The sequence below is a fragment of the Ketobacter sp. GenoA1 genome (assembly GCF_003671475.1).
Classification (GTDB): Bacteria; Pseudomonadota; Gammaproteobacteria; order Pseudomonadales; family Ketobacteraceae; genus Ketobacter.
The window spans coordinates 1-22,036 of record NZ_RCHM01000047.1; the positions used below are offsets into that span (position 1 = coordinate 1).

Annotated in this window: 16 protein-coding genes and 1 pseudogene; 14 read left to right on the forward strand and 3 right to left on the reverse strand. The window is 58.1% G+C overall.

What is annotated here, in order from left to right; genetic code table 11:
* Positions 1–102 precede the first annotated feature (102 nt).
* The 14 genes and pseudogenes from D9N13_RS24025 (at position 103) to D9N13_RS24090 (ending at position 19,577) form a co-directional block, all read left to right on the forward strand.
* Positions 103–975: a LysR family transcriptional regulator gene (locus D9N13_RS24025; protein ID WP_290594743.1), complete on the forward strand. Its 873-nt coding sequence runs from the start codon at positions 103–105 to the stop codon at positions 973–975.
* 36 nt (positions 976–1,011) lie between these two features.
* On the forward strand, positions 1,012–2,778 hold the full coding sequence (locus D9N13_RS24030) for an ABC transporter transmembrane domain-containing protein (protein ID WP_290594709.1): 1,767 nt from the start codon (positions 1,012–1,014) through the stop codon (positions 2,776–2,778).
* Positions 2,779–2,939: 161 nt separating this feature from the next.
* Positions 2,940–5,162 carry a catalase/peroxidase HPI gene (gene katG, locus D9N13_RS24035; RefSeq protein WP_290594710.1) on the forward strand — a complete coding sequence of 741 codons (2,223 nt, stop codon included), beginning with the start codon at positions 2,940–2,942 and terminating at the stop codon, positions 5,160–5,162.
* Positions 5,163–5,355: 193 nt separating this feature from the next.
* Positions 5,356–6,855: a protein adenylyltransferase SelO gene (locus tag D9N13_RS24040; protein ID WP_290594711.1), complete on the forward strand. Its 1,500-nt coding sequence runs from the start codon at positions 5,356–5,358 to the stop codon at positions 6,853–6,855.
* Positions 6,856–7,143: 288 nt separating this feature from the next.
* Positions 7,144–11,034: a non-ribosomal peptide synthetase gene (locus D9N13_RS24045; protein ID WP_290594712.1), complete on the forward strand. Its 3,891-nt coding sequence runs from the start codon at positions 7,144–7,146 to the stop codon at positions 11,032–11,034.
* A gap of 72 nt (positions 11,035–11,106) precedes the next feature.
* Positions 11,107–12,378 (forward strand): O-acetylhomoserine aminocarboxypropyltransferase/cysteine synthase family protein, encoded by a 1,272-nt coding sequence (locus D9N13_RS24050; RefSeq protein WP_290594713.1) that lies wholly within the window; start codon positions 11,107–11,109, stop codon positions 12,376–12,378.
* Positions 12,379–12,464: 86 nt separating this feature from the next.
* Positions 12,465–15,260 carry a monovalent cation/H+ antiporter subunit A gene (locus D9N13_RS24055; RefSeq protein WP_290594714.1) on the forward strand — a complete coding sequence of 932 codons (2,796 nt, stop codon included), beginning with the start codon at positions 12,465–12,467 and terminating at the stop codon, positions 15,258–15,260.
* Positions 15,260–15,574, forward strand: a pseudogene (locus D9N13_RS24060) (Na+/H+ antiporter subunit C); the annotation flags it as partial. The gene D9N13_RS24055 and the pseudogene D9N13_RS24060, both read left to right, overlap by 1 nt.
* A 122-nt stretch (positions 15,575–15,696) precedes the next feature.
* Positions 15,697–17,202: a monovalent cation/H+ antiporter subunit D gene (locus D9N13_RS24065; RefSeq protein ID WP_290594715.1), complete on the forward strand. Its 1,506-nt coding sequence runs from the start codon at positions 15,697–15,699 to the stop codon at positions 17,200–17,202.
* Positions 17,195–17,683 (forward strand): Na+/H+ antiporter subunit E, encoded by a 489-nt coding sequence (locus D9N13_RS24070; RefSeq protein ID WP_290594716.1) that lies wholly within the window; start codon positions 17,195–17,197, stop codon positions 17,681–17,683. The genes D9N13_RS24065 and D9N13_RS24070 overlap by 8 nt, the downstream gene beginning before the upstream one ends.
* Positions 17,677–17,946: a K+/H+ antiporter subunit F gene (locus D9N13_RS24075; protein ID WP_290594717.1), complete on the forward strand. Its 270-nt coding sequence runs from the start codon at positions 17,677–17,679 to the stop codon at positions 17,944–17,946. Before D9N13_RS24070 ends, D9N13_RS24075 begins: the two co-directional genes overlap by 7 nt.
* Before the next feature lie 10 nt (positions 17,947–17,956).
* A complete protein-coding gene (locus tag D9N13_RS24080) occupies positions 17,957–18,316 on the forward strand; it encodes a Na+/H+ antiporter subunit G (protein WP_290594718.1) in 360 nt (119 codons plus the stop codon).
* Between the two features lie 137 nt (positions 18,317–18,453).
* On the forward strand, positions 18,454–18,894 hold the full coding sequence (locus D9N13_RS24085) for a GNAT family N-acetyltransferase (RefSeq protein WP_290594719.1): 441 nt from the start codon (positions 18,454–18,456) through the stop codon (positions 18,892–18,894).
* 41 nt (positions 18,895–18,935) lie between these two features.
* Positions 18,936–19,577 (forward strand): SGNH/GDSL hydrolase family protein, encoded by a 642-nt coding sequence (locus tag D9N13_RS24090; protein ID WP_290594720.1) that lies wholly within the window; start codon positions 18,936–18,938, stop codon positions 19,575–19,577.
* A 47-nt stretch (positions 19,578–19,624) separates the two neighbouring features.
* Here the strand turns inward: D9N13_RS24090 and D9N13_RS24095 are convergent, their stop codons facing one another.
* Genes D9N13_RS24095 through D9N13_RS24105 form a run of 3 tightly spaced genes read right to left on the reverse strand, consistent with a single transcriptional unit; the run spans position 19,625 to position 22,029 of the window.
* On the reverse strand, positions 19,625–19,975 hold the full coding sequence (locus tag D9N13_RS24095; RefSeq protein WP_290594721.1) for a hypothetical protein: 351 nt from the start codon (positions 19,973–19,975) through the stop codon (positions 19,625–19,627).
* A 23-nt stretch (positions 19,976–19,998) separates the two neighbouring features.
* Positions 19,999–21,153: an ABC transporter ATP-binding protein gene (locus D9N13_RS24100; protein ID WP_290594722.1), complete on the reverse strand. Its 1,155-nt coding sequence runs from the start codon at positions 21,151–21,153 to the stop codon at positions 19,999–20,001.
* Between the two features lie 33 nt (positions 21,154–21,186).
* Positions 21,187–22,029, reverse strand: a complete 843-nt coding sequence (locus tag D9N13_RS24105; protein WP_411268211.1) for a carbohydrate ABC transporter permease — start codon at positions 22,027–22,029, stop codon at positions 21,187–21,189.
* Positions 22,030–22,036 lie beyond the last annotated feature (7 nt).

The window sequence follows — 22,036 nt, forward strand, 5'->3', positions numbered from 1 at the left end:
GAGGAGCTGATGTGCTCAATCGAGGGATATTTGCCCGTCAGCGAAAAGTAATACCCCTCTGGAGGCCATAGATGGCGGGGCTTCCAGAGCACTTTGTCGTTTTTGGACGGAAAATCCCTAGAACCCCAAGAAGGGCAGCTGTCCCGGGCCGCCCAGCGCCTGGGCATGAGCCAGCCTGCAGTGAGCGCCGCCCTGCAACGCCTGCGATTGACCGTGGACGACGACCTTTTTACCCGCTCCCGCAGCGGCTTAAGCCCAACCCCAAGGGCCACCGACCTTTACAACGAAGTAAGCACACACCTACAGAACATTTCCCAGGCCCTGGACCCAAGCCATTGTTTTGATCCCGCCACCAGTGAGCGGTGTTTTCGCCTGCTGGCACCGGACTATTTTGAGTTCCTGGCAGTGGGGCCCCTGGTGAGCCAACTGCGGCAATCCAGCCAGGCCATCAGCATCCAGATGCTGCCGCAGCAGGATGGCTGGCAGCAACAACTGCTGAATGGTTCGGCCGATTTCGGCCTGGACACCCAGCTACCGGCCGATGAGCGCCTGCAGGCCATACCGGTGACGGAGGAAACCCTGGCCGTGGTGGCTCGCCGGGGTCACCCGGTCATTACCGGCACCCTGTCGCTGGAGAATTTTCTGGCGGCCGAACATGTGGTACTGCCATTGCGGGAACGTCAGGTGTTGCCCCTGGACCAGATACTGGGACGCCCCGGCTGGCGCCGCCGGGTGGGGGCGCATGTGGTGCAATACCCGAGCCTGCTGTCGGTGGCCGCCGCCAGCGACCTGATCGCCACGGTGCCACTGCGCCTGGCCCGGCAATTGGCCCACACACTGGATCTGCAGGTACTGCCGTTTCCCGTACCGGTGCCCAATGTGGTGGTTTACCTGATGTGGCCCCACGCCCTGGCGCGGGATCCGGCCCACCGTTGGATGCGACAGCGGCTGGAGGCCAGACTGACGGCGCTATAGGATAGATGGTCACTCACGCAAAGGACACCCATTCTGATGACAACCGCACCCGCGAGCCCAATCCGCTTCACCCTGCACACGCTCGCCCCCTATCAACGTCAGATCGCCTATGCGCTGCTGGCCCTGCTGGTTACCTCCAGCACCATGCTTTCCCTCGGCCAGGGCATACGGCTGCTCATCGACCAGGGCATTGCCACCGCTTCCACCGCACAACTGAAATTCTACGTACTGCTGTTTGTGGCCATGGCGGTGGTGTTGGCGGGCGGCACCTTCACCCGTTACTACTGGGTATCCTGGCTGGGAGAGCGGGTGGTGGCCGATATCCGTGAGCGGGTGTTCAATCATCTGGTGGACCTGCATCCGGCTTTTTTTGATCAAAATCGTGCCCTGGAAATCCAATCCCGCCTCACCACGGACACCACACTGATTCAATCGGTGGTGGGGTCTTCGTTATCCATGGCCCTGCGCAACCTGATCATGTTCGTGGGCGGGTTGATCTGGCTTTTTATCACCAATGCCAAACTCACCGCCATTGTCATTGTTTCCGTGCCCTTGGTTGTTACCCCCATTCTTCTGTTTGGGCGCCGGGTCAGAGGGTTATCCAAACGCAGCCAGGATAAGGTTGCCGATGTGGGGGCCTATGTGGGCGAGATCCTGGGCAACATCAAAACCGTGCAGGCCTACAATCATCAGGCCACGGACAAATTGAATTTCAAGGACTTTGTGGACAATGCCTTTCAGATCGCGATTCAACGCAACATTCAGCGCGGCTTTCTTATCACGTCCGTCATTATTCTGGTGCTGAGTGCCGTGGGCCTGATGCTGTGGGTAGGGGGTTTGGACGTCATCGGCGGCAGGATTTCCGGCGGCGAGTTGGCGGCGTTCGTTTTCTACAGCGTGATCGTGGGCTCCGCCGTCGCCTCCATATCAGAAGTCATCGGTGAACTGCAACGGGCCGCCGGTGCCACCCAGCGAATTTTTGAACTCCTGCGCGCCACTTCCGAGATTCCCGAAGCCGACACCTGTCAGCCGCTGCCGGCCCCGGTGCAGGGCAACATTGCCATTCGGGGGTTGCGCTTTGTGTATCCCAACCGACCGGAAGAAGCGGCCATCGACGATATCAACCTGGATGTACACGCCGGTGAAACCCTGGCTCTGGTAGGCCCGTCCGGCGCCGGCAAGTCCACCCTGTTTGATCTGCTGCTGCGCTTTTACGACAGCACAGCGGGCAGCATTTTATTGGACGGTATTGATATCCAGTCTTTGGCCTTGTCTGATCTACGGCACTGTTACGCCATCGTCACCCAATCCCCCTGCCTGTTTTACGGCACTGTTCTGGACAACATTCGTTATGGAAATCCCACCGCCCATATGGACGAGGTTGAGCGCGTCGCCCGCGCGGCCCATGCGCACGAGTTCATTATGGCGTTGCCCCAGGGCTACGAGACCCACTTGGGTGACGGCGGCATCGGGCTGTCCGGCGGCCAAAAACAACGCATTGCCATCGCCCGGGCCTTGCTGGCCAACACACCTATTTTACTGCTGGATGAGGCCACCAGTGCGCTGGATGCGCAAAGTGAGTATCAGGTGCAACAGGCACTGGACACACTGATGCAAGGGCGTACCACCCTGGTCATTGCCCATCGCCTGGCCACCATAAAAAACGCCGATCGTATTGCCATGCTCAATCAGGGCAAGCTCGAGGCCATCGGCACTCACGCAGAACTGATGGCCAGCAACGAACTGTACCGCCGTTTTTCTGCGCTGCAGTTCAAACAGCACGACGCGCCCTTGCATCAATAAATTCATTACCCTGGCGCCGTCATTAAAAAAATATATGAACACCATAAATTAATGCAACTTGATGGCTTATCCGGCGCAGGTCTATAGTCGGTTACCAGAACGGCAAAAAAGGTCGATCTGTTTTCACTGCTAGACTTCACTACAGCCACTCGGAGGCTAATATGGACGGCAACAACAAGGCAGAGGGTAAATGCCCGGTCATGCACGGGTCACTTTCCAATACTGCAAGTGGCGGGACTTCCAATCGTGACTGGTGGCCCAACCAGCTGAACTTGAAAATCCTGCACCAACATTCCGCACTCAGCAATCCCATGGGCGATTCTTTCAACTACGCCGAAGCCTTCAAGAAGCTGGACCTGGACGCAGTAAAGCAGGATCTCCACGCCTTGATGACCGACTCACAGGACTGGTGGCCCGCTGACTACGGCCATTATGGCCCCTTGTTTATCCGCATGGCCTGGCACAGTGCCGGCACCTACCGCATGCAGGATGGGCGCGGCGGCGGTGGCTCCGGTTCACAACGCTTTGCCCCCCTGAACAGCTGGCCGGACAACGGTAACCTGGATAAAGCCCGCCGCCTGTTGTGGCCCATAAAGCAAAAATACGGGCGCATGCTGTCCTGGGCAGACCTGATGATTCTGGCGGGTAACTGCGCCCTGGAATCCATGGGTTTCAAAACCTTCGGCTTTGGTGGCGGACGCGAGGACATCTGGGAGCCGGAGGAAGACGTGTACTGGGGTGCGGAAACCGAGTGGCTGGCCACCAGTGACCAGGCCAACAGCCGCTACTCCGGTGAGCGTGAACTGGATAATCCCCTGGCCGCCGTGCAGATGGGTCTGATCTACGTTAACCCGGAAGGGCCGGACGGCAATCCTGATCCGGTCGCCTCCGGGCTGGACGTGCGCGATACCTTCGGCCGCATGGCCATGAACGATGAAGAAACCGTTGCCCTGGTGGCCGGTGGCCATACCTTCGGTAAGGCGCACGGTGCCGGTGATCCGGACCTGGTGGGGCCGGAGCCCGAAGCCGCCCCCATTGAAGCCATGGGCCTGGGCTGGATCAATAAACTGGGCAGCGGCAAGGGCGGTGACACCACCACCAGCGGCATTGAAGGCGCCTGGAAACCCAACCCCACCCAATGGGATAACGGTTATTTCGATATGCTGTTTGGGTATGAGTGGGAACTCACCAAAAGCCCGGCCGGTGCCCATCAGTGGGTGGCCAAAGACGTGAAACCGGAGCACATGATCGTGGATGCCCACGATCCCAACAAGAAACACCCACCCATGATGACCACCGCGGATCTGTCCCTGCGCTTTGACCCGATCTACGAACCCATCGCCCGGCACTTCCACGCCAACCCGGAAGAATTCGCCGATGCCTTTGCCCGTGCCTGGTACAAGCTGACCCATCGCGATATGGGCCCGGTGGCCCGCTACCTGGGCAAAGACGTGCCCACCGAAGAGTTAATCTGGCAGGATCCGGTGCCCGATGTGGATCACCCATTGATAGACGCCAAGGACATCGCCGAACTCAAGGAATCCCTGCTGGGTTCCGGCCTCAGCATTGCTGAACTGGTGAGCACCGCCTGGGCCTCCGCCTCCACCTTCCGTGGCTCCGACATGCGCGGTGGTGCCAACGGCGCCCGCATTCGCCTGGCCCCGCAGAAAGATTGGGAAGCCAACCAGCCGCAGCAGTTAAGCCGCATACTGGACATCCTCGAAGGCGTGCAAAACGAGTTCAACAACGCGCAAAGCGATGGTAAGAAAGTATCCCTGGCAGACCTGATTGTGTTGGGCGGTTGTGCGGCTGTGGAACGGGCCGCGCGCAACGCCGGTGTCAATGTGGACGTACCTTTTGCCCCCGGACGCACCGACGCCACCCAGGAACAAACCGACGTGGAAGCCATGGCGTTTCTGGAACCGGTTGCGGATGGATTCCGTAACTATCAGAAATGTGAGTTTTCTGTCTCTGCCGAGGAATTGTTGTTGGACCGGGCGCAGTTGCTGACGTTAACGGCGCCGGAAATGACCGTGCTGATAGGTGGCCTGCGCGTATTGAATGCCAATACCGGTCAATCTCAGCATGGTGTATTCACCCATCAACCGGAGGCTCTGAACAACGACTTCTTTGTGAACCTGCTGGATATCAACACCGAATGGAAACCCACTTCAGAGGCAGCCACCTGCTTCGAAGGACTGGATCGCAACACCGGTGAGTTACGATGGACCGCCACCCGGGTTGATTTGATCTTCGGTTCCAATTCACAACTGCGCGCCCTGGCGGAAGTGTACGCCTGCGACGACGCGAAACAGACCTTTGTTGAGGATTTTGTTCACGCCTGGACCAAGGTCATGAACGCCGACCGCTTTGATCTGAAGTAGTCCACTCCATGCCGGTGGGATGATGCATCCCGTCGGCATACCCTGTTTTCATTTTTCACACCTGCGGCAATGTGCCCGGCAAACGCTGTTGCTTCCACCCCCCTGGCCTTAAGACCGCCTGCCAATTACGGTGGAGTATACCTCGCCACTTACGTACCATAGATTCACTTCTCTGAACCAGATGGCCTGCAGTATGAAGATTCCTTTTGTAAACGCCTACGCACAATTACCCGATGCCTGCTTTGCAAAGCTGCCGCCCACACCGGTGCGGGCACCGCGCCTGATTCGCTTCAATTACCCGCTGGCACAGGAGCTTGGGATCGATAGCAGCGCAGCCTCTGACCAGGACATTGCTGACATTTTTGCCGGTAATCGCGTACCGGACGGGGCCGATCCGCTGGCCATGGCGTACTGCGGGCACCAGTTTGGACAATTGAATCCACAACTGGGCGACGGCCGCGCACTGCTGTTGGGGGATGTCATCGACCAGCAGGGCCGGCAGCGGGATATTCAGCTAAAGGGCAGTGGACGCACACCGTTCTCCCGTGGTGGCGATGGTCGTTCCCCATTGGGCCCGGCGTTGCGTGAATACATTCTGTGTGAGGCCATGTATGCGCTGGGTGTACCCACCACCCGCGCCTTGGCGGTGGTCAGCAGCGGTGAACAGGTGGTGCGGGAACAGCCGGAACCGGGGGCGGTGTTTACCCGGGTTGCCGCCAGCCACATTCGGGTGGGCACCCTGCAGCTGTTTGCCTTGCGTCAGGACGAACAGGCGTTACGCGCTCTGGCCGATCACGTATTGGAACGTCATTATCCCCATCTGGATCGCACAGCAGACGATCGCTATGTACAGTTGTTTGCTGCCATCTGCCGGCGCCAGGCCGAACTGATCGCACAATGGCTTTTGCTGGGTTTTATTCACGGCGTGATGAACACCGATAACATGACATTGAGCGGCGAAACCATCGACTACGGCCCCTGCGCTTTCATGGATGCATTCAAAGCCGGTCAGGTGTTCAGTTCCATTGATCAACGTGGGCGTTATGCCTATCAGAATCAGCCCGCCATCGGCCAATGGAATCTGGCGCGGCTGGCGGAAGCCATGCTGAGTTTGTTCCCCGGCGATGAAGATGCCGCCATCCAACAGGCCACGGCCATATTAAAAGATTACAACAACATTCACAGCCAGGCCTGGGAGCAGGGCATGGTGCGCAAACTGGGTTTCAGCTCGGTGGTGGCCGGTGACGTGCAGCGCATCGCGGGTTTACTGGAGCTGCTGGAGCAGGGCGCGCTGGACTACACCCTGTTTTTTCGCCGCCTTGGCCAAGTGACGCAACCCAACGCTGATCGCAGCCCGGTTTTGAGCCTGCTGAATTTACCCGATTGCCGGAACAATGCCGCATTGGAACGCGCGCTGCACGAATGGCTGGATGAATGGCAACAACAACTGGCACAACGGGAAACGGAAAGCGCGGAAGTCATTGCCCGGATGCAGTCGGTCAATCCGGCCATCATCCCCCGTAACCATCGGGTGGCCGAAGCCATAGAGGCCGCAGAGAATGACGATTTTTCAGTATTTGAAACTCTATTATCGGCACTGGAGCAACCCTATGCCGAGCAAGCCGCGTTCGAACACTATCAGCTGCCGCCGGAGCCTGAACAAAAAGTGTTGCGAACATTCTGCGGCACCTGATCACAGAACCGACTCAAGCCAGTGACACCCGGGCCACACCCGAGTTACCCTTAATTTGATGGCAGGCACCCAGTGCCCGCATGGCTTGCCACTAGCCCCTACTCTAGAGGATCGGCCATACAAGGATGGGCCCGCCTTTTGCATGGAATCAAATCCAGAGGTGAACCGTGTGTGTCCCTGTTAAAGCACTGCGTTGGTACCGCCAACGGCGTGCTCGAACGAGTCTTGATATCGATTTATGAATTATTTTTTACTTGGGATTACCGATGTAATTTTGGGGTTAACACTATGACGTCTTTACAATTGAATACGTCATACGAGTTTACACGCCCAACATCCGCCCTGCTGACCCCGGTTCAGCAGGGGATGCTGATTGCCTCACTCCGGTATCCCGAACAAGGCTTTGAATTTGAACAAATTGAATGGACCATTTCCGATTCCCTGAATCTGGATGCGCTGACTGCTGCCTGGGATTGGGTGTACTCACGCCACGACACCCTGCGGCTGACGGTGTCCTGGTCAGGTAAAGACACACCTGAACAATCTATATCCACATTGATCCCAACTCTGCAGGTCCACCACCATCGCGGTTGCACTCCCCGGCAGCGCAACCGCATTGTGCACCAATTTCTGGCGCAGGATCGCCAGCATGCCCCGCAGCCCGATCAACCACCTCTGTCAAGGTTAAATTTATTACGCTTTGATGACCATGACCATGTACTGGTGTGGTCATTTTTACATTTGCTGCTGGATGGCCGCTCGGCAAAGCGGATTCTGGAAGAAGTGGCCTTGGCCTATACCGCACTGTGCAACGGCAGCGTGCCGGAGCTGCAACCCGCCCCCAGCATTCTGCCCTACGCGCAATGGCGAAGTGGCGCGCAGACCATGGAACCCGGGTTCTGGGGCAGCTATCTGGCGAATTTCGATCACCCCAACGCGCTGCCGGATGATCCTGATGCATTGCCCGACATTGAACGCCGCAACATTCAGGCCGAGGCCCTGCTGAGCAGGGCAGAAACGGAACGGCTGCAGCAGGTGGCCGGCGCGTGCGGCGGCACACTGAACACCATGGTCCAGGCGGCCTGGTCGTTGATACTGGCCAGCCACAGCGGTGATGACGATCTGGTTTTCGGCACCATTCGCGCCTGTCGCCATGGCGGGCCGGCAGAGTCGCGGGAGGTCTGCGGTGTACTGATGAATATGCTGCCCCTGCGGGTGAACCTGAAAGGGGTCGATTCGCTCAGCCAATTGTTCCGGCAACTGCGGCAACGGCAGCATCAATTGCGCGACCATGAGCTGGCACCGCTGCACCAGATTACCGACTGCGTGGCGGCCGGCAACGAAGCACCTCTGTTTGAAAGCATCCTGGTGTACGATCACTGCAAGGTGTGGTCCGTTGCCCAACAACAGTTGGGGGATGGCCACCAGTTCCGGCTGTATGAACAACCCCTGCGTCCGCTCAGCATCAGCATAGTGGGGGAGCCACAGCTGCACATCACCGTGATGGTGGATTGTTCCCGTTTTTCCCAGGCCTATGCCAACCGCCTGGCCAACCAGTTCAAGCACGTTTTACTGACACTGGCCGCCGCCCCCGACACGGCCTTGAATACTCTGGACTTGTTACCTGCCTCGGAGTGGATGCACACCGTTGAGCAGTACAATGACACGGCCCAGGCACTGCCCTCAGACACCTGTCTGCAGCAGCTGGTGCAACACAGCGTGGCACGTTATCCCGATCGGGTGGCGGTGATTTCCGAGCAAAGCGACTATACCTATGCCGACCTGGAAGCCCGAGCCAACCGGATTGCACACCGGCTGTTGGCACTGGGAGCAGGGCGCGGTGAAAAAGTCGCCGTTCGGATACCCCGCAGCTTCGATCAGGTCGCCACCTTGCTGGCCGTGCTCAAAACCGGCGCCGCGTACGTTCCCCTGGAAACTGGCTGGCCCGAGGCGCGGGTGAGCATCATCCTCGATACCATTGCGCCGGTGGCCCTGGTCACCGACGACCCCTGTGCACAGGGGGCACTGTTGCCGGACCGTACCGTGCACCTGAGCGCCGAGGCTGAGCAACTGGCTGCACTACCGGCAGACGCCCCCTACTGCCCAAGCCAGCCGGATGATCTCGCCTATGTCATCTTTACCTCCGGCTCAACCGGCCAACCCAAAGGGGTGATGATCAATCACCGGGCCGCGGTCAACACCGTGCTGGACTGCAATCAACGCTTTTCGGTGAGCCCGCAGGATCGGGTGTTCGGTATTTCATCCTGTGCCTTTGATTTATCGGTTTACGATGTCTTCGGCACCTTTGCCGCGGGTGCCGCCCTGGTCGTCTGCCCGCGGGATGCCACCCGCGACCCAACCGTGTGGCGGCGCATGATTGCCCAACACCAGATCACCATATGGAATTCGGTACCGGCCCTGGTGGAAATGCTGATTGAACCCACTCACTCGGACCCGGTGGTACTCCCGAGCCTACGGTTGGTGATGATGAGCGGCGACTGGATACCCATGGATTTGCCCGAACGCTTGCGCGGGTCCACCCCCAATGCCGTTCAAATGAGCCTGGGAGGGGCCACTGAAGCCGCCATCTGGTCGATCCTGCATCCCATTACCAGCGTGGACAAGCGCCTGCATTCGATTCCCTACGGCAGGCCCATGGCCAACCAGACCTTTTATGTACTGGACCGGCATCTGCGGCCCTGCCCCACATTGGTGGCCGGGGATCTTTTTATCGGAGGCGCCGGGTTGGCCTGTGGATACTGGGCCGATACCGAGCGCACCGACGCGGCTTTTTTCCAGCATCCGATGTTCGGCCGCCTGTACCGCACCGGTGACCGGGGCCGCCACCTGGCCGATGGCAACATCGAGTTTCTCGGCCGCATTGACACCCAGGTCAAGCTGCACGGGTTCCGCATCGAGCTGGGCGAGATCGAATCCGTAGCCTGCGAACTGCCCTGGGTACACCGCTGCATCAGCACCGTTCGGGAAGAGGTGCCCGGCCAACCCTATCTGGCGGCCTGGGTACTTACCGATGAGGATCACACCGACCTGCAGCCACTGCTGAGCCGCTGGCGTTCACGCCTGCCCGGCTACATGATTCCGCGCTCCGTACAGCGCATCGAATCCATACCGCTCAGCGCCAATGGCAAAGTGGATCTGAGCGCGTTACCGGCACCAACACTGCACGCCACGGCCGCCACCGAGGCCATGGACTGGCATCCGGATGAACAACGCCTGGCCCGCTTATGGGAACAATTATTGGGGCGGCGCCCGGATCACCCGGAGCGCTCCTTCTTCGACTTCGGCGGCAACAGTCTGCAGGCACTGCGCCTGACCACTCTGGTGGAGCGGGAATTCGGACGCCGGGTTTCCCTGCGCAGCGTGTTCGAATACCCCACCCTGCGCCGCTTCCGCCAGCAGCTGGATGACGATAGCGCCACCGACAGTCTGATCCTGCCCCTGCAAACCGAGGGTGACCGGCTGCCGTTTTTTCTGATCGCGGAGTATTTCGACATAGGCCGCTATGTGGCCAAAGATCAGCCCGTCTATGGCATTCCCCTGTCGGCGTCCATCATGCAGGAGCAACCGCAACTGGATTACCCCGCCCTGGCCCGCCTGTGCATCAGTGCCATGCGTAAAATTCAACCCAAAGGGCCCTATTGCGTGGGTGGCCACTGTTTTGGTGCGGTGGTTTCGTTTCAGGTGGCAGCGGAGCTGCAGCGCCAGGGTGAGTCCGTGCGTTTCCTGGCATTGCTGGACCCACCGGTACCCCAGGGCATCGGCGCACCCACCCAGGACCCATGGGATCGGCTGCGCTATCACTGGCAGCGCATACGCAAGCTGGGCCCGGCGGCCGCACCCCGCTATATCGTGCACAGCCTCGGCAATCTCATCGGCCAGCTGCGTCAAACCGCCCAGGGGCTGGCTCCCCAGCGCATTCTGGCGTCTTTCATTCCGGAACCCCTGACAGTGGACACCACCATGGTCCTGGCCGAGCATGGCTACTACCGTTTCAAGCCCGACCAGGATCCCCGCCTTGCCTGGGGCCGGTGGTGTGGCCACATGACCGTACAGGACACCGCCGGGGATCACGTCACCTTCTGCCGCGAGCCCAATGTCCAGGAACTGGCGAACTACCTGTGCCAGCGTCTGGCGCAGACACAACAGCAAGAGGCATAACACACGCCTGTTATGTTTCTCCCTATTCATGCTTTAATCGGTACTGGATCATGACACAGGGAGACAACAATAATGAAACTCGAATCGCTGGCCTTACATCATGGCTATGAATCGGAAGCCACCACTAAAGCCGCGGCAGTACCCATTTACCAAACCACATCCTACACGTTCGACGACACCCAACACGGCGCTGATCTGTTCGACTTGAAAGTGCCGGGTAATATCTACACCCGAATCATGAACCCCACCACGGCAGTACTGGAAGCCCGTCTGGCAGAAATGGAAGGCGGAGTCGGTGCCCTGGGTGTGGCATCCGGCATGGCCGCCATCACCTACGCCATCCAGGCCATCTGCCAGGCCGGCGACAACATTATCAGCAGCTCCCAATTGTATGGCGGCACCTACAACCTGTTCGCCCATACCCTGCCCCGGCAGGGCATTGATGTGCGCATGGCCTCCTTCGATGACTACAGCAAACTGGAAAGCCTGATTGACGACAAGACCCGCGCCGTGTTCTGCGAATCCATCGGCAATCCCGCCGGCAATATTGTGGACCTGCAGAAACTGGCCAGCATTGCCCATCAACACGGCGTCCCCCTGATTGTGGACAACACCGTGGCCACCCCTTATTTGTGCCGCGCGTTTGATCACGGAGCCGATATCATCGTGCACTCCCTGACCAAGTACATCGGTGGTCACGGCACCACCGTAGGCGGCATCATCATCGATTCCGGCAAATTCGACTGGGTCGCCAACAAAGATCGCTTTCCCATGCTGAATGAACCCGATCCTTCCTACCACGGAGTGGTGTACACCGAGGCATTGGGGCCTGCAGCCTTTATCGGCCGTTGCCGTGTGGTGCCCCTGCGCAACACCGGCTCGGCGCTGGCGCCCCACAGTGCGTTTTTGCTGTTGCAGGGATTGGAAACCCTGGGCCTGCGCATGGAGCGCCACTGTGAAAACGCTTTGCAGGTGGCCCGCCACCTGCAGCAGCACCCAAAAGTGGAATGGGTGAATTACGCCGCATTACCGGACAGTCCGTTCCACGCCACCTGCCAGAAAATCACCCAGGGGCAGGCGTCAGGCATTCTCAGTTTCGGCATTACCGGCGGGCGCGAGGCGGGGGCTCGTTTTATTGATGCCCTGCAGATGATTTTACGCCTGGTGAACATTGGTGATGCCAAGTCGCTGGCCTGCCATCCGGCCACCACCACCCACCGGCAACTAAGCCCTGACGAGCTGGCCACCGCCGGGGTATCGGAAGATCTGGTGCGCCTGTCCATCGGCATTGAACACATCGATGATATCCTTGCCGACATTGATCAGGCCCTGACAAAGGCCTGATCGGGATCTGACGTTGGCCGGCAATCGTGTTATCTTTTAAGGTTGTCGAATAAGAACAATTCCGATTCCGTGAGGCCCCCGGTGGTATGAGTGTGTTATGGATTCTGCTGTTGCCCATGGCGGGCATTCTGCTGCCGGTGCTGTTTGCGCGGGCCGGCCGCACGGTCACTGCCTGGCTGACCGCGCTGATGCCGGCGCTGGCGCTGGCGCTGTTACTGCAACAGGCACCCGATGTGTTTGCCGGCACGGTACCGGTTTATTCCGCGCCCTGGGTGCCGTTGCTGGGCCTGCAGTTATCCCTGCACCTGGATGGCCTGGCCTTTCTGTTTTGCCTGCTGATCCTGGGGATCGGCCTGCTCATCATTCTGTACGCCCGCTACTACCTGTCAGAAGAAGACAACATGGGCCTGTTCTACGCCTATCTGCTGTTCTTTATGGTGGCCATGCTGGGGGTGGTGCTGTCCAGTAACCTGTTGCAGCTGTGGTTGTTCTGGGAACTCACCAGCATCAGCTCGTTTCTGCTGATCAGCTTCTGGTGGCATAAAAGCGAAGCCCGCAAAGGCGCCCGCATGGCATTGACCGTGACCGGGTTTGGCGGCCTGGCCTTGTTGGGGGCGCTGCTGTTGATCGGCCACGTCACCGGCACCTACGAGCTGCGCGAAGTACTGACCATGGGGCACGTGTTGCGCAACAGCGAGTACTATCCCGCTATTCTGGCCCTGTTCCTGTTGGGGGCATTCACCAAATCAGCCCAGTTTCCATTCCAGTTCTGGCTGCCCCATGCCATGGCGGCGCCCACCCCTGTATCGGCCTATCTGCATTCCGCCACCATGGTGAAAGCCGGTGTCTTTTTGCTGGCGCGGTTTTATCCGGTGTTGGCGGGGACCGATGCCTGGTTTGTGGCGGTCTCGCTCACCGGTATGGCCACCATGCTGGTGGGCGCCTACATCGCCCTGTTCAAGCACGACCTGAAAGGCCTCTTGGCCTACTCCACGGTGAGCCATCTGGGTCTGATCACCTTGCTGCTGGGCCTGGGCACGGATCTGGCGGCGGTGGCGGCGGTGTTCCACATCATCAATCACGCGGTGTTCAAGGCGTCTCTGTTTATGGCTGCCGGCATCATCGATCATGAATCCGGCACCCGTGACATGCGCAAGTTGAACGGCCTGTGGAAGTACATGCCCTGGACCGCCACCCTGGCCATGGTGGCGGCATCGTCCATGGCGGGGGTACCGCTGCTGAATGGCTTCCTCTCCAAGGAAATGCTGTTTTCCGAAACCCTGCATCAATCCACACTGGGGGCCCTGTCCTGGTGGATTCCCTTACTGGCCACCGCCGGTGGCGCCTTTGCCGTCGCCTACTCCCTGCGTTTTATGCACGATGTGTTTTTCAACGGCGAGCCCATCGACCTGCCCCGCACCCCCCACGAACCGCCACGCTATATGCGGGTGCCGGTGGAAGTACTGGTGGTGCTGTGCCTGTTGGTGGGCGTGTTCCCGCAATTTATGGTGGGGGACATACTGGATACCGCCTCCATGGCGGTGCTGCAAAGCACCTTGCCCCAATACAGTCTGGCGGTGTGGCACGGTTTTAATTTCCCGCTGCTGATGAGTGCCATGGCCATCGTCGGCGGCTTGACTCTGTACATCAATCGTCGCCACCTGTTCGACTTTCAGGTGCAATTTGCCGATCGCGATGCCAAGCATGTGTTCGAAGGCATGGTGCAACGGCTGATTGCCGGTGTTACCCGGCTGCATCAATGGCTGGACGATGGATCCCTGCAGCGTTCCATGTTTCTGCTGATTCTGCTGGCACTGCTGGTGAGTGCAGCGCCGCTGTTCGAACTGGTGAACACGGTGGGCAGACACCCGCAATTACCCATCAACTGGGTGGTGGGCTTCTGCGCCGCGCTGATGATTGCCGCCACCTTTGTCACCCTGTGGTGGAGCCATCTGCGCCTGGTGGCGTTGATCGCGTTATCCGTGGTGGGGCTGATCGTGTCCATCGCGTTTGCCTATTTCTCGGCACCGGATCTGGCACTGACCCAACTGTCAGTGGAGGTGGTTACCATTCTGCTGTTTCTGCTGGCCCTGTTTTTCCTGCCGCAGAAAAGCCCCACCATCGACAGCAAGTTAACCATCATCGTGCGGGATTTCAGTGTGGCGGCGTTGTTCGGCAGCGTAGTGGGTACCATCTGTTACGCCATGCTTACCCGGCCGCTGGACACCATTTCCGATTTCTTTGTGGCCAACAGCAAACCCGGTGGTGGCGGTACCAATGTGGTGAATGTGATTCTGGTGGATTTCCGCGGCTTTGATACCCTGGGTGAAATCACCGTACTGGGCATTGCTGCACTGGGCATTTATAAACTGCTGGCCCAGATGCTGGTGTCCATGCCCTCTGCCGACAGCAAAGGTTACCGTTGGTCCAAGGAACGTCATCCCTTCCTGCTGGCGGTGGTGTCCCAGAGTCTGCTGCCGCTGGCACTGCTGGTGTCGGCGTATATCTTCCTGCGCGGGCACAACATGCCCGGTGGCGGCTTTATCGCCGGGCTGATTACCGCCATTGCCCTGATTCAACAATACGTGGCCCACGGTGTGGTGTGGATGAAAGAACGCATGCCCATCAACTACCTGGGGCTGATTGCCAGCGGGTTATTGATTGCCACACTGTCCGGACTGGGCAGCTGGGCCTTTGGCCACCATTTCCTCACCACCTGGTTCGATCATTTCCATTTACCGCTGGTGGGGGAATTCGAGCTGGCCAGTGCCATGGTGTTTGATTTTGGCGTGTACCTCACGGTGATCGGCGCCACGCTGTTGATCCTGGCCAACCTGGGCAAACTCACCACCAGTGAACGTCTGCAGGCGGGGGATAACTGATGGAATTTACCTTTGCACTCAGTGTGGGTGTACTGACCACGGCGGGCATCTATTTAATGTTGCGGGCACAAACCTTTCCAGTGATCCTGGGATTAACCTTATTATCCTACGCGGTGAATCTGTTTCTATTCGCCAGCGGACGCCTGACGGTGAACGGTGCTGCCATTGTGGGCCACAGCGAGCAGCTGGCAGACCCGCTGCCCCAGGCTTTGGTGCTCACCGCCATCGTGATCGGTTTTGCCATGACCGCGTTCATTTTGATTCTGGCCATTCGGGCGCGGGCGGATCTGGGTAACGATCATGTGGATGGCCGCGAATTACCACCGGAACGCAGCGCAATCGAGGAGGCCCTGGCCGATCGCATCGAGAAAAACACCGCCGCCCACAAGGCCCAGCACAACAAGTCACACTCCCGTCACAAAAGGAAGCAAAGCTGATGCTGCAGCATTTGCCGGTTCTGCCGCTGTTGATTCCCCTGCTGGCCGGTATCCTGTTACTGATGCCACCCATCGCCACCACCCTGCGCCGTCAGCAGTGGGTGGGTACCCTGTTTGCGTTACTGCAATTGGGCGCCGCTGCAAGTTTGCTGTGGCACGTGGATCAGCACGGCACCCTGGTGTACGCCATGGGGGGATGGCAACCGCCGTTCGGTATCATTCTGGTGGCCGACCGTATGGCAACCCTGCTCTCGGTGCTGACGGCCATTCTTCTTCTTTGTGTGCAACTGTTCAGCAGCGCCGGCGAGGATCAACAGGGGAAATTTCTGCATCCTTTGCTGATGTTTCAGGCCTTGGGCATCCAGGGGGCGTTTCTTACCGGTGACCTGTTTAACCTGTTCGTGTTTTTTGAAGTATTGCTGATTGCCTCCTACGCCCTGTTGATCCATGGCGGTGGTGCGCAGAAGACACTGGCCAATGTGCATTACGTTACCCTCAATCTGGCGGGCTCGGCCCTGTTCCTGTTTGCCCTGGGCATCATGTACGGCACGTTCGGTACGCTCAACATGGCCGACATGCAGCAAAAGGCCGCCCTCATCAACCCCAATGATGTGCGCCTGGCCAACGCCGGTGCCATGCTGCTGCTGGTGGTGTTCGGACTGAAATCCGCCATGATGCCACTGCATTTCTGGATGCCCAGAGCCTACTCCGCCGCACCGGCGCCGGTGGCTGCGCTGTTTGCCATCATGACCAAAGTGGGCATCTACAGCCTGTGGCGGGTACATTGCGGCATTTTTGGCGACAACGCCGGAGACCTGGCCAACATTGCCCAACCCTGGCTTTGGCCCCTGGCCTGGCTGACGGTGGTGATTGGTATCATCGCCACGCTGGCCAGTAAAACGTTGCGTGAACTCACCGCCAACCTGGTGATCATTTCGGTGGGCAGCCTGTTGCTGATGGTGGCACTGAACACACGGGAGGCCACCGCCAGCGGCCTGTACTATCTGGTGCACAGTACCCTGGCCACCGCGCTGATGTTTCTGGTGGCAGGCCTGATCATCGGCCAGCGGGGCAAGGCCGAAGATCGTTTTGTACAGGCCCGTCCGGTGGTACAACCGGCATTGCTGGGGGCGTTGTTCTTTCTGGCGGCCCTGGCGCTGATCGGCATGCCGCCCATTTCCGGCTTTATCGGCAAAGCATTGATGCTGAAGGCCGCCCTGGCCGGTGGGCAGGCGGGCTGGATCTGGCCGCCCATCCTGCTGGCCAGCCTGGCGGCGTTGCTCATGCTGTCCCGTTCCGGAGGCACCCTGTTCTGGCGCGCGCGCGGTGATCATTCGGATGGCAAACGGGTACAACCGACACAGATCGCCGCAGTGGCAATACTGGTGATCACCCTGCCCACCATGGTGATTTTTGCCGGCTGGATTACCGAATACGCGCAACTGGCAGCAAGCGAGATGACCCGGGGCGTGGATTTATCCTTACTTGGAGGTGACGATGCTTAAGCGACTCTTCCCCATGCCGCTGCACACCGGCATCTTGCTGCTGGTGTGGATGCTGTTGAACTCCTTCAGCATGGGCCACCTGGTATTGGGATTGATTCTGGCCATCGCCATACCCTGGGTTGCCGCGCCGTTGAGCGACCCCCACGCCCGGGTGCGCAAGCCGTTGCGGGCAGCACGTTATGTGCTGATGGTACTGGGGGACATCATCGTCTCGAACTTTGAAGTGGCCGGCCGCATTCTGCGCTCCAACCGCCACCTGCGCCCGGGATTGATTGCCATGCCGCTGGATCTGCGCGATCACTTCCCCCTGGCGGTATTGGCCAGCACCATCTCACTCACCCCCGGTACCGTGAGTGTGGATTTTTCAGAAGACATGCAGTGGCTCTACATTCACGCCCTGCACATAGACAACGAACAGCACATGATAGATCGAATCAAAACGCGCTACGAAGCGCCGCTGCGGGAGATATTCGCATGCTGAATACGGTATTGATGGTGGTGTCGGTGATGGTGGGGCTGGCGTTGGTGCTGAACACCATCCGATTGCTGATCGGCCCTTCCACCGCCGATCGCATCCTGGCGCTGGATACGCTGTATATCAACAGCATTGCCCTGATCGTATTGCTGGGGCTGTACTTTGCCAGTGACATGTATTTTGAATCAGCGCTGCTGATCGCCATGCTGGGATTCGTCAGCACCGCTGCTCTGGCCAAATACATGCTGCGCGGCGACATCATCGAATAGGAGAGCCACCATGTTATTTGTCATTGAAGTGTTCGCCTCCTTTCTATTGTTAATGGGCGGTGTATTCATCCTGATCGGCGCCCTGGGCATGGTGAAATTACCGGATTTTTACACCCGCCTGCATGCCCCCACCAAAGCCACCACCCTGGGTATCGGCTGCATTCTTATCGCCTCCATGGGATTGCACGCTTTGCGCGGCGACGGCTTTGCCATTCACGAACTGGTAATCAGTCTGTTTTTATTCATCACCGCCCCGGTATCGGCCTATATGGTGGCAAAAGCGGCGCTGCAACGACGCACCCGGTTTGTGGACAGCACCATTAACACAGAGATGAGTAAGGATATACTGGAGAGGCGCGCGCCCAAGTAGGGGGCTAAGTGGATGTGAGATTGTATTCCTTAAAACTTTATACGATTCACATAGCCAGTGTTATCGGTTTCGGTCGCCATAGGCTCTGTTAAAGCCGCGCTTGGTACACTGTTAGGTTAAGCATCAAAAGGTTTCCAATGATTGAGCCTGTATCGAAGAACAATTTCAGCGAAATACTCCCGTTGATACGGGCATATCAGCAATTTTATAACGTGGCGAGTATTTCGGATGAAAAGAATGCGGCGTTTTTTTCCCAGTTCGGTGAATCAAATCCGGCAGGTTGCCAGTTTATCTATCGCGAATCAGGTGACGCGATTGGGTTCGCCACGGTGTATTTTTCGTTTGCATCAACCATCACCGAAAAGGTAGCCGTTCTGAATGATCTGTACACCATTCCGGGCCATCGAGGCAAAGGGGTGGGGCGCAGGCTCATAGAACATTGTCGCGGTTATGCAGCCGATCATGGAGCAGGTCGCCTGCAATGGGTAACGGCCCCGGATAATACGCCGGCTCAAAAACTGTATGAATCGATGAATACCAAGCGGAGTACGTGGTATTTTTATACCTACAACGCTTAACGCAATAACCCGTTGATAAAAAGAATTCAGGCGCAGAATCCATGGAACACGTGCTCATCTACTCTGATAGCCTCACCTGGGGCATCATCCCCAATACCAGGAAGCGATTGCCTTTCAATAAGCGCTGGCCTGGTGTGTTCGAAAACGCGTTAAATGCCCGTGGCAAACAGATCAGGGCCATTGAAAATTGCTTGAACGGCCGCAGAACCGTGTGGCCTGATCCGTTTAAAAACGGCAGAGATGGATCGGAAGGTCTGGCCCAAGTCATTGAAATGCACTCACCCCTCAAGCTGGTCATACTCATGCTGGGTACTAACGACTTTCAATGCACACACGATCATAATGCATGGCTTTCCGCACAGGGAACGGCAAAGTTAATTCACACCCTACGCGCCGCACCCATCGAGCCAGGCATGCCGGTACCGAAAGTACTGGTGGTTGCCCCACCGGCGATCACTGAACCCAAGGGAATTATTGCGGATAAGTTTAAAGGGGCCGAGAAAAGATCCAGGGGTTTGGCCACCGAACTGGAAAAAATCTCGGCGGATCTGGGTGTTCACTATTTCGATTCAAACACCGTCATCCAAGCCAGTGCGGTGGACGGCATACATTTGGATGCAGAGCAACATACTGTATTGGGGTTGGCGCTGGCGGAAGCAACCTGCAGAGCGGACATCTTTTAGCTATCCGCCCCCGTGCCGGCTAGGCTCCACTTTTGTGGTGGTATCGCCTAGCTGTTGTCATCCATGGCCGCAATATGGCCGGCAAAATACGCTTTGTAATCCTCTGCGGAAATGCCGGTCACATCCAGATAGGCTTCATCATCAGCCGGAATGGCAATCAGGCTGGCCTCGGTGAAACGGATGGGCTTGTCCTCCTGATCCAGCAATGCAAAATCGTCGTTCAGGGCCACAAACACCACCCCGTCATCCACCTGGCCACCGATGCTTTTGATCCAGCCGGCCAATGCACCGGCACCGCCTACGTTCACAAATTCCCCTGACACGGCGTGTACGGAAGGATCGCCACGCTCCAGTCTGGTGGTTCCGATTTTGTCGCCTTCATGGGTCAGGGTGTACATGGCATGCTTCCTGTTGTAATGGGTTATGACGCGTTTTTATGTTGTGCAGCGGGCCGGGGCAGTGCGTTGCCCGTTTCATCAAACAGATAACAGGCTTGGGGCGCTATGAAGATCGCCGCTTGCTGGCCCACCTGCAAGGTGGTGTCGCCACTGCCTTTGAATACTAACGGTTCTTCACAGGCAGAACCAGCAGCAAGCTGCAGATGCACATAGGCCTCCGCGCCCAAATGCTCAATGGCCACCACCTTGCCTTCGATCCGTGCCGCCTCGCCCGCCGGCTCATCCACCACCGGAGCGTTTTCGCTACCCACAATGTGTTCAGGCCGCACCCCCAATGTCACCCGGGCGCCGCTTTGCAGGCCATTGCTTTGCGCCACCGATACGATCAGTTCTGCACCCACACCAATATCCACGCTCACCTGTGTGGTGGAGCAGGCGGTGACCGTGGCCGGCACAAAGTTCATTTTGGGGGAGCCAATAAACCCCGCCACGAACAGGTTGCAGGGTTGTTGATAAAGCGTCAAAGGCGCCCCGATCTGCTCTACGGCACCGGCGTTCAATACCACAATGCGATCGGCCAGGGTCATGGCCTCCACCTGATCATGGGTAACGTAGATCATGGTGGTGCCCAGCTCACGGTGCAGGCGCTTTAGTTCCAGGCGCATCTGCACGCGCAATGCCGCATCCAGATTGGACAGGGGCTCATCAAACAAGAATACCCTGGGCTTGCGCACAATGGCGCGGCCAATGGCCACCCGCTGCCGCTGGCCACCGGATAACTCCCGTGGTTTTCGCTCCAGCAAATGTTCAATCTGCAGAATGCGGGCGGCTTCCCGCACCCGATCGGCGATGGCCTGCTTTTGGGTTTTTTTCAGCTTCAGGCCAAAGGCCATGTTGTCATAAACGCTCATGTGCGGGTACAGCGCATAGGATTGAAACACCATGGCCACACCCCGCTCGGATGGCTCCAGCTCGGTGACGGTTTCGCCGTCAAACACCACCTCGCCGGCGGTGACTTCTTCCAGACCGGCGATCAAACGCAACAAGGTGGATTTGCCACAACCGGAGGGCCCCACAAACACGGTGAATTCCCCATCCTGTATTTCCATCGCAACCTGCTTGATGACGTCGGTTTTACCGAAGGTTTTATCAACTGCTTGCAGAGTTATGGCTGCCATGAATCATACTCTCCCTCTTAATAATTTGACGGGTTAACCTTTGACTGCGCCTGCGGTCAGGCCCGACACAATACGGCGTTGAAAAAACAGCACCAGAATGATCAGCGGTACAGTGACGATCACCGATGCGGCCATGATGTTGCCCCAGGGTAGCTCGTGGGCACTGGCACCGGAGGTGAGGGCAATGGCCACCGGCACCGTACGCATTTCACTGGACAGGGTGAAGGTCAGCGCAAACAGGAATTCATTCCAGGCGGCGATGAACGCCAACAATCCGGTGGTCACCAGCGCCGGACCCATCAACGGCATAAAGACTTTGGTCACGATGGTCAACGGTGATGCGCCATCAACAATCGCCGCTTCTTCCAGCTCCTTGGGCAGCTCCCGCATAAAGGTGGTCAACACCCACACGGTAAACGGCAACGTGAAAATCAGATACGAGAACGATAACGCCAGCAGATTATTGTACAGGCCCAGGGTATTGATTAATTCAAACATCCCCGACAACACCGCAATCTGCGGGAACATGGATACGCCGAGAATGACAAACATCAACAGCATGCGGCCACGAAACTGCACCCGGCCAATGGCATAGGCCGCGGCCAATGCCAACGCCAACGACAACGTCACCGTGGACACCGATACAAACAGGGAGTTGAGAATATTGCGGCCGAAGGGTTGTTCCCGAAACACCGCCACGTAATTATCCCAATGGGGTTGCGAAATCCAGTATTCCACCTCAAACAGGTCGGAGCCGGATTTCAACGACGATACAATCGCCCAGTAGAACGGAAATATGGTATAGACCGCAATCACCAGCAGCAGGCCGTAAAAGGCAACCCGACTCACGATCCGCTTGGCGCGCTTCCACCTCAGTTGAGCC

Excerpts from the sequence above, each read along its gene's own strand:
- D9N13_RS24030 (WP_290594709.1), top strand. The coding sequence starts at position 1,012 with ATGACAACCGCACCCGCGAGCCCAATCCGCTTCACCCTGCACACGCTC.
- katG (WP_290594710.1), top strand. The coding sequence starts at position 2,940 with ATGGACGGCAACAACAAGGCAGAGGGTAAATGCCCGGTCATGCACGGG.
- D9N13_RS24040 (WP_290594711.1), top strand. The coding sequence starts at position 5,356 with ATGAAGATTCCTTTTGTAAACGCCTACGCACAATTACCCGATGCCTGC.
- D9N13_RS24045 (WP_290594712.1), top strand. The coding sequence starts at position 7,144 with ATGACGTCTTTACAATTGAATACGTCATACGAGTTTACACGCCCAACA.
- D9N13_RS24050 (WP_290594713.1), top strand. The coding sequence starts at position 11,107 with ATGAAACTCGAATCGCTGGCCTTACATCATGGCTATGAATCGGAAGCC.
- D9N13_RS24055 (WP_290594714.1), top strand. The coding sequence starts at position 12,465 with ATGAGTGTGTTATGGATTCTGCTGTTGCCCATGGCGGGCATTCTGCTG.
- D9N13_RS24065 (WP_290594715.1), top strand. The coding sequence starts at position 15,697 with ATGCTGCAGCATTTGCCGGTTCTGCCGCTGTTGATTCCCCTGCTGGCC.
- D9N13_RS24070 (WP_290594716.1), top strand. The coding sequence starts at position 17,195 with ATGCTTAAGCGACTCTTCCCCATGCCGCTGCACACCGGCATCTTGCTG.
- D9N13_RS24075 (WP_290594717.1), top strand. The coding sequence starts at position 17,677 with ATGCTGAATACGGTATTGATGGTGGTGTCGGTGATGGTGGGGCTGGCG.
- D9N13_RS24080 (WP_290594718.1), top strand. The coding sequence starts at position 17,957 with ATGTTATTTGTCATTGAAGTGTTCGCCTCCTTTCTATTGTTAATGGGC.
- D9N13_RS24085 (WP_290594719.1), top strand. The coding sequence starts at position 18,454 with ATGATTGAGCCTGTATCGAAGAACAATTTCAGCGAAATACTCCCGTTG.
- D9N13_RS24090 (WP_290594720.1), top strand. The coding sequence starts at position 18,936 with ATGGAACACGTGCTCATCTACTCTGATAGCCTCACCTGGGGCATCATC.
- D9N13_RS24095 (WP_290594721.1), bottom strand. The coding sequence starts at position 19,975 with ATGTACACCCTGACCCATGAAGGCGACAAAATCGGAACCACCAGACTG.
- D9N13_RS24100 (WP_290594722.1), bottom strand. The coding sequence starts at position 21,153 with ATGGCAGCCATAACTCTGCAAGCAGTTGATAAAACCTTCGGTAAAACC.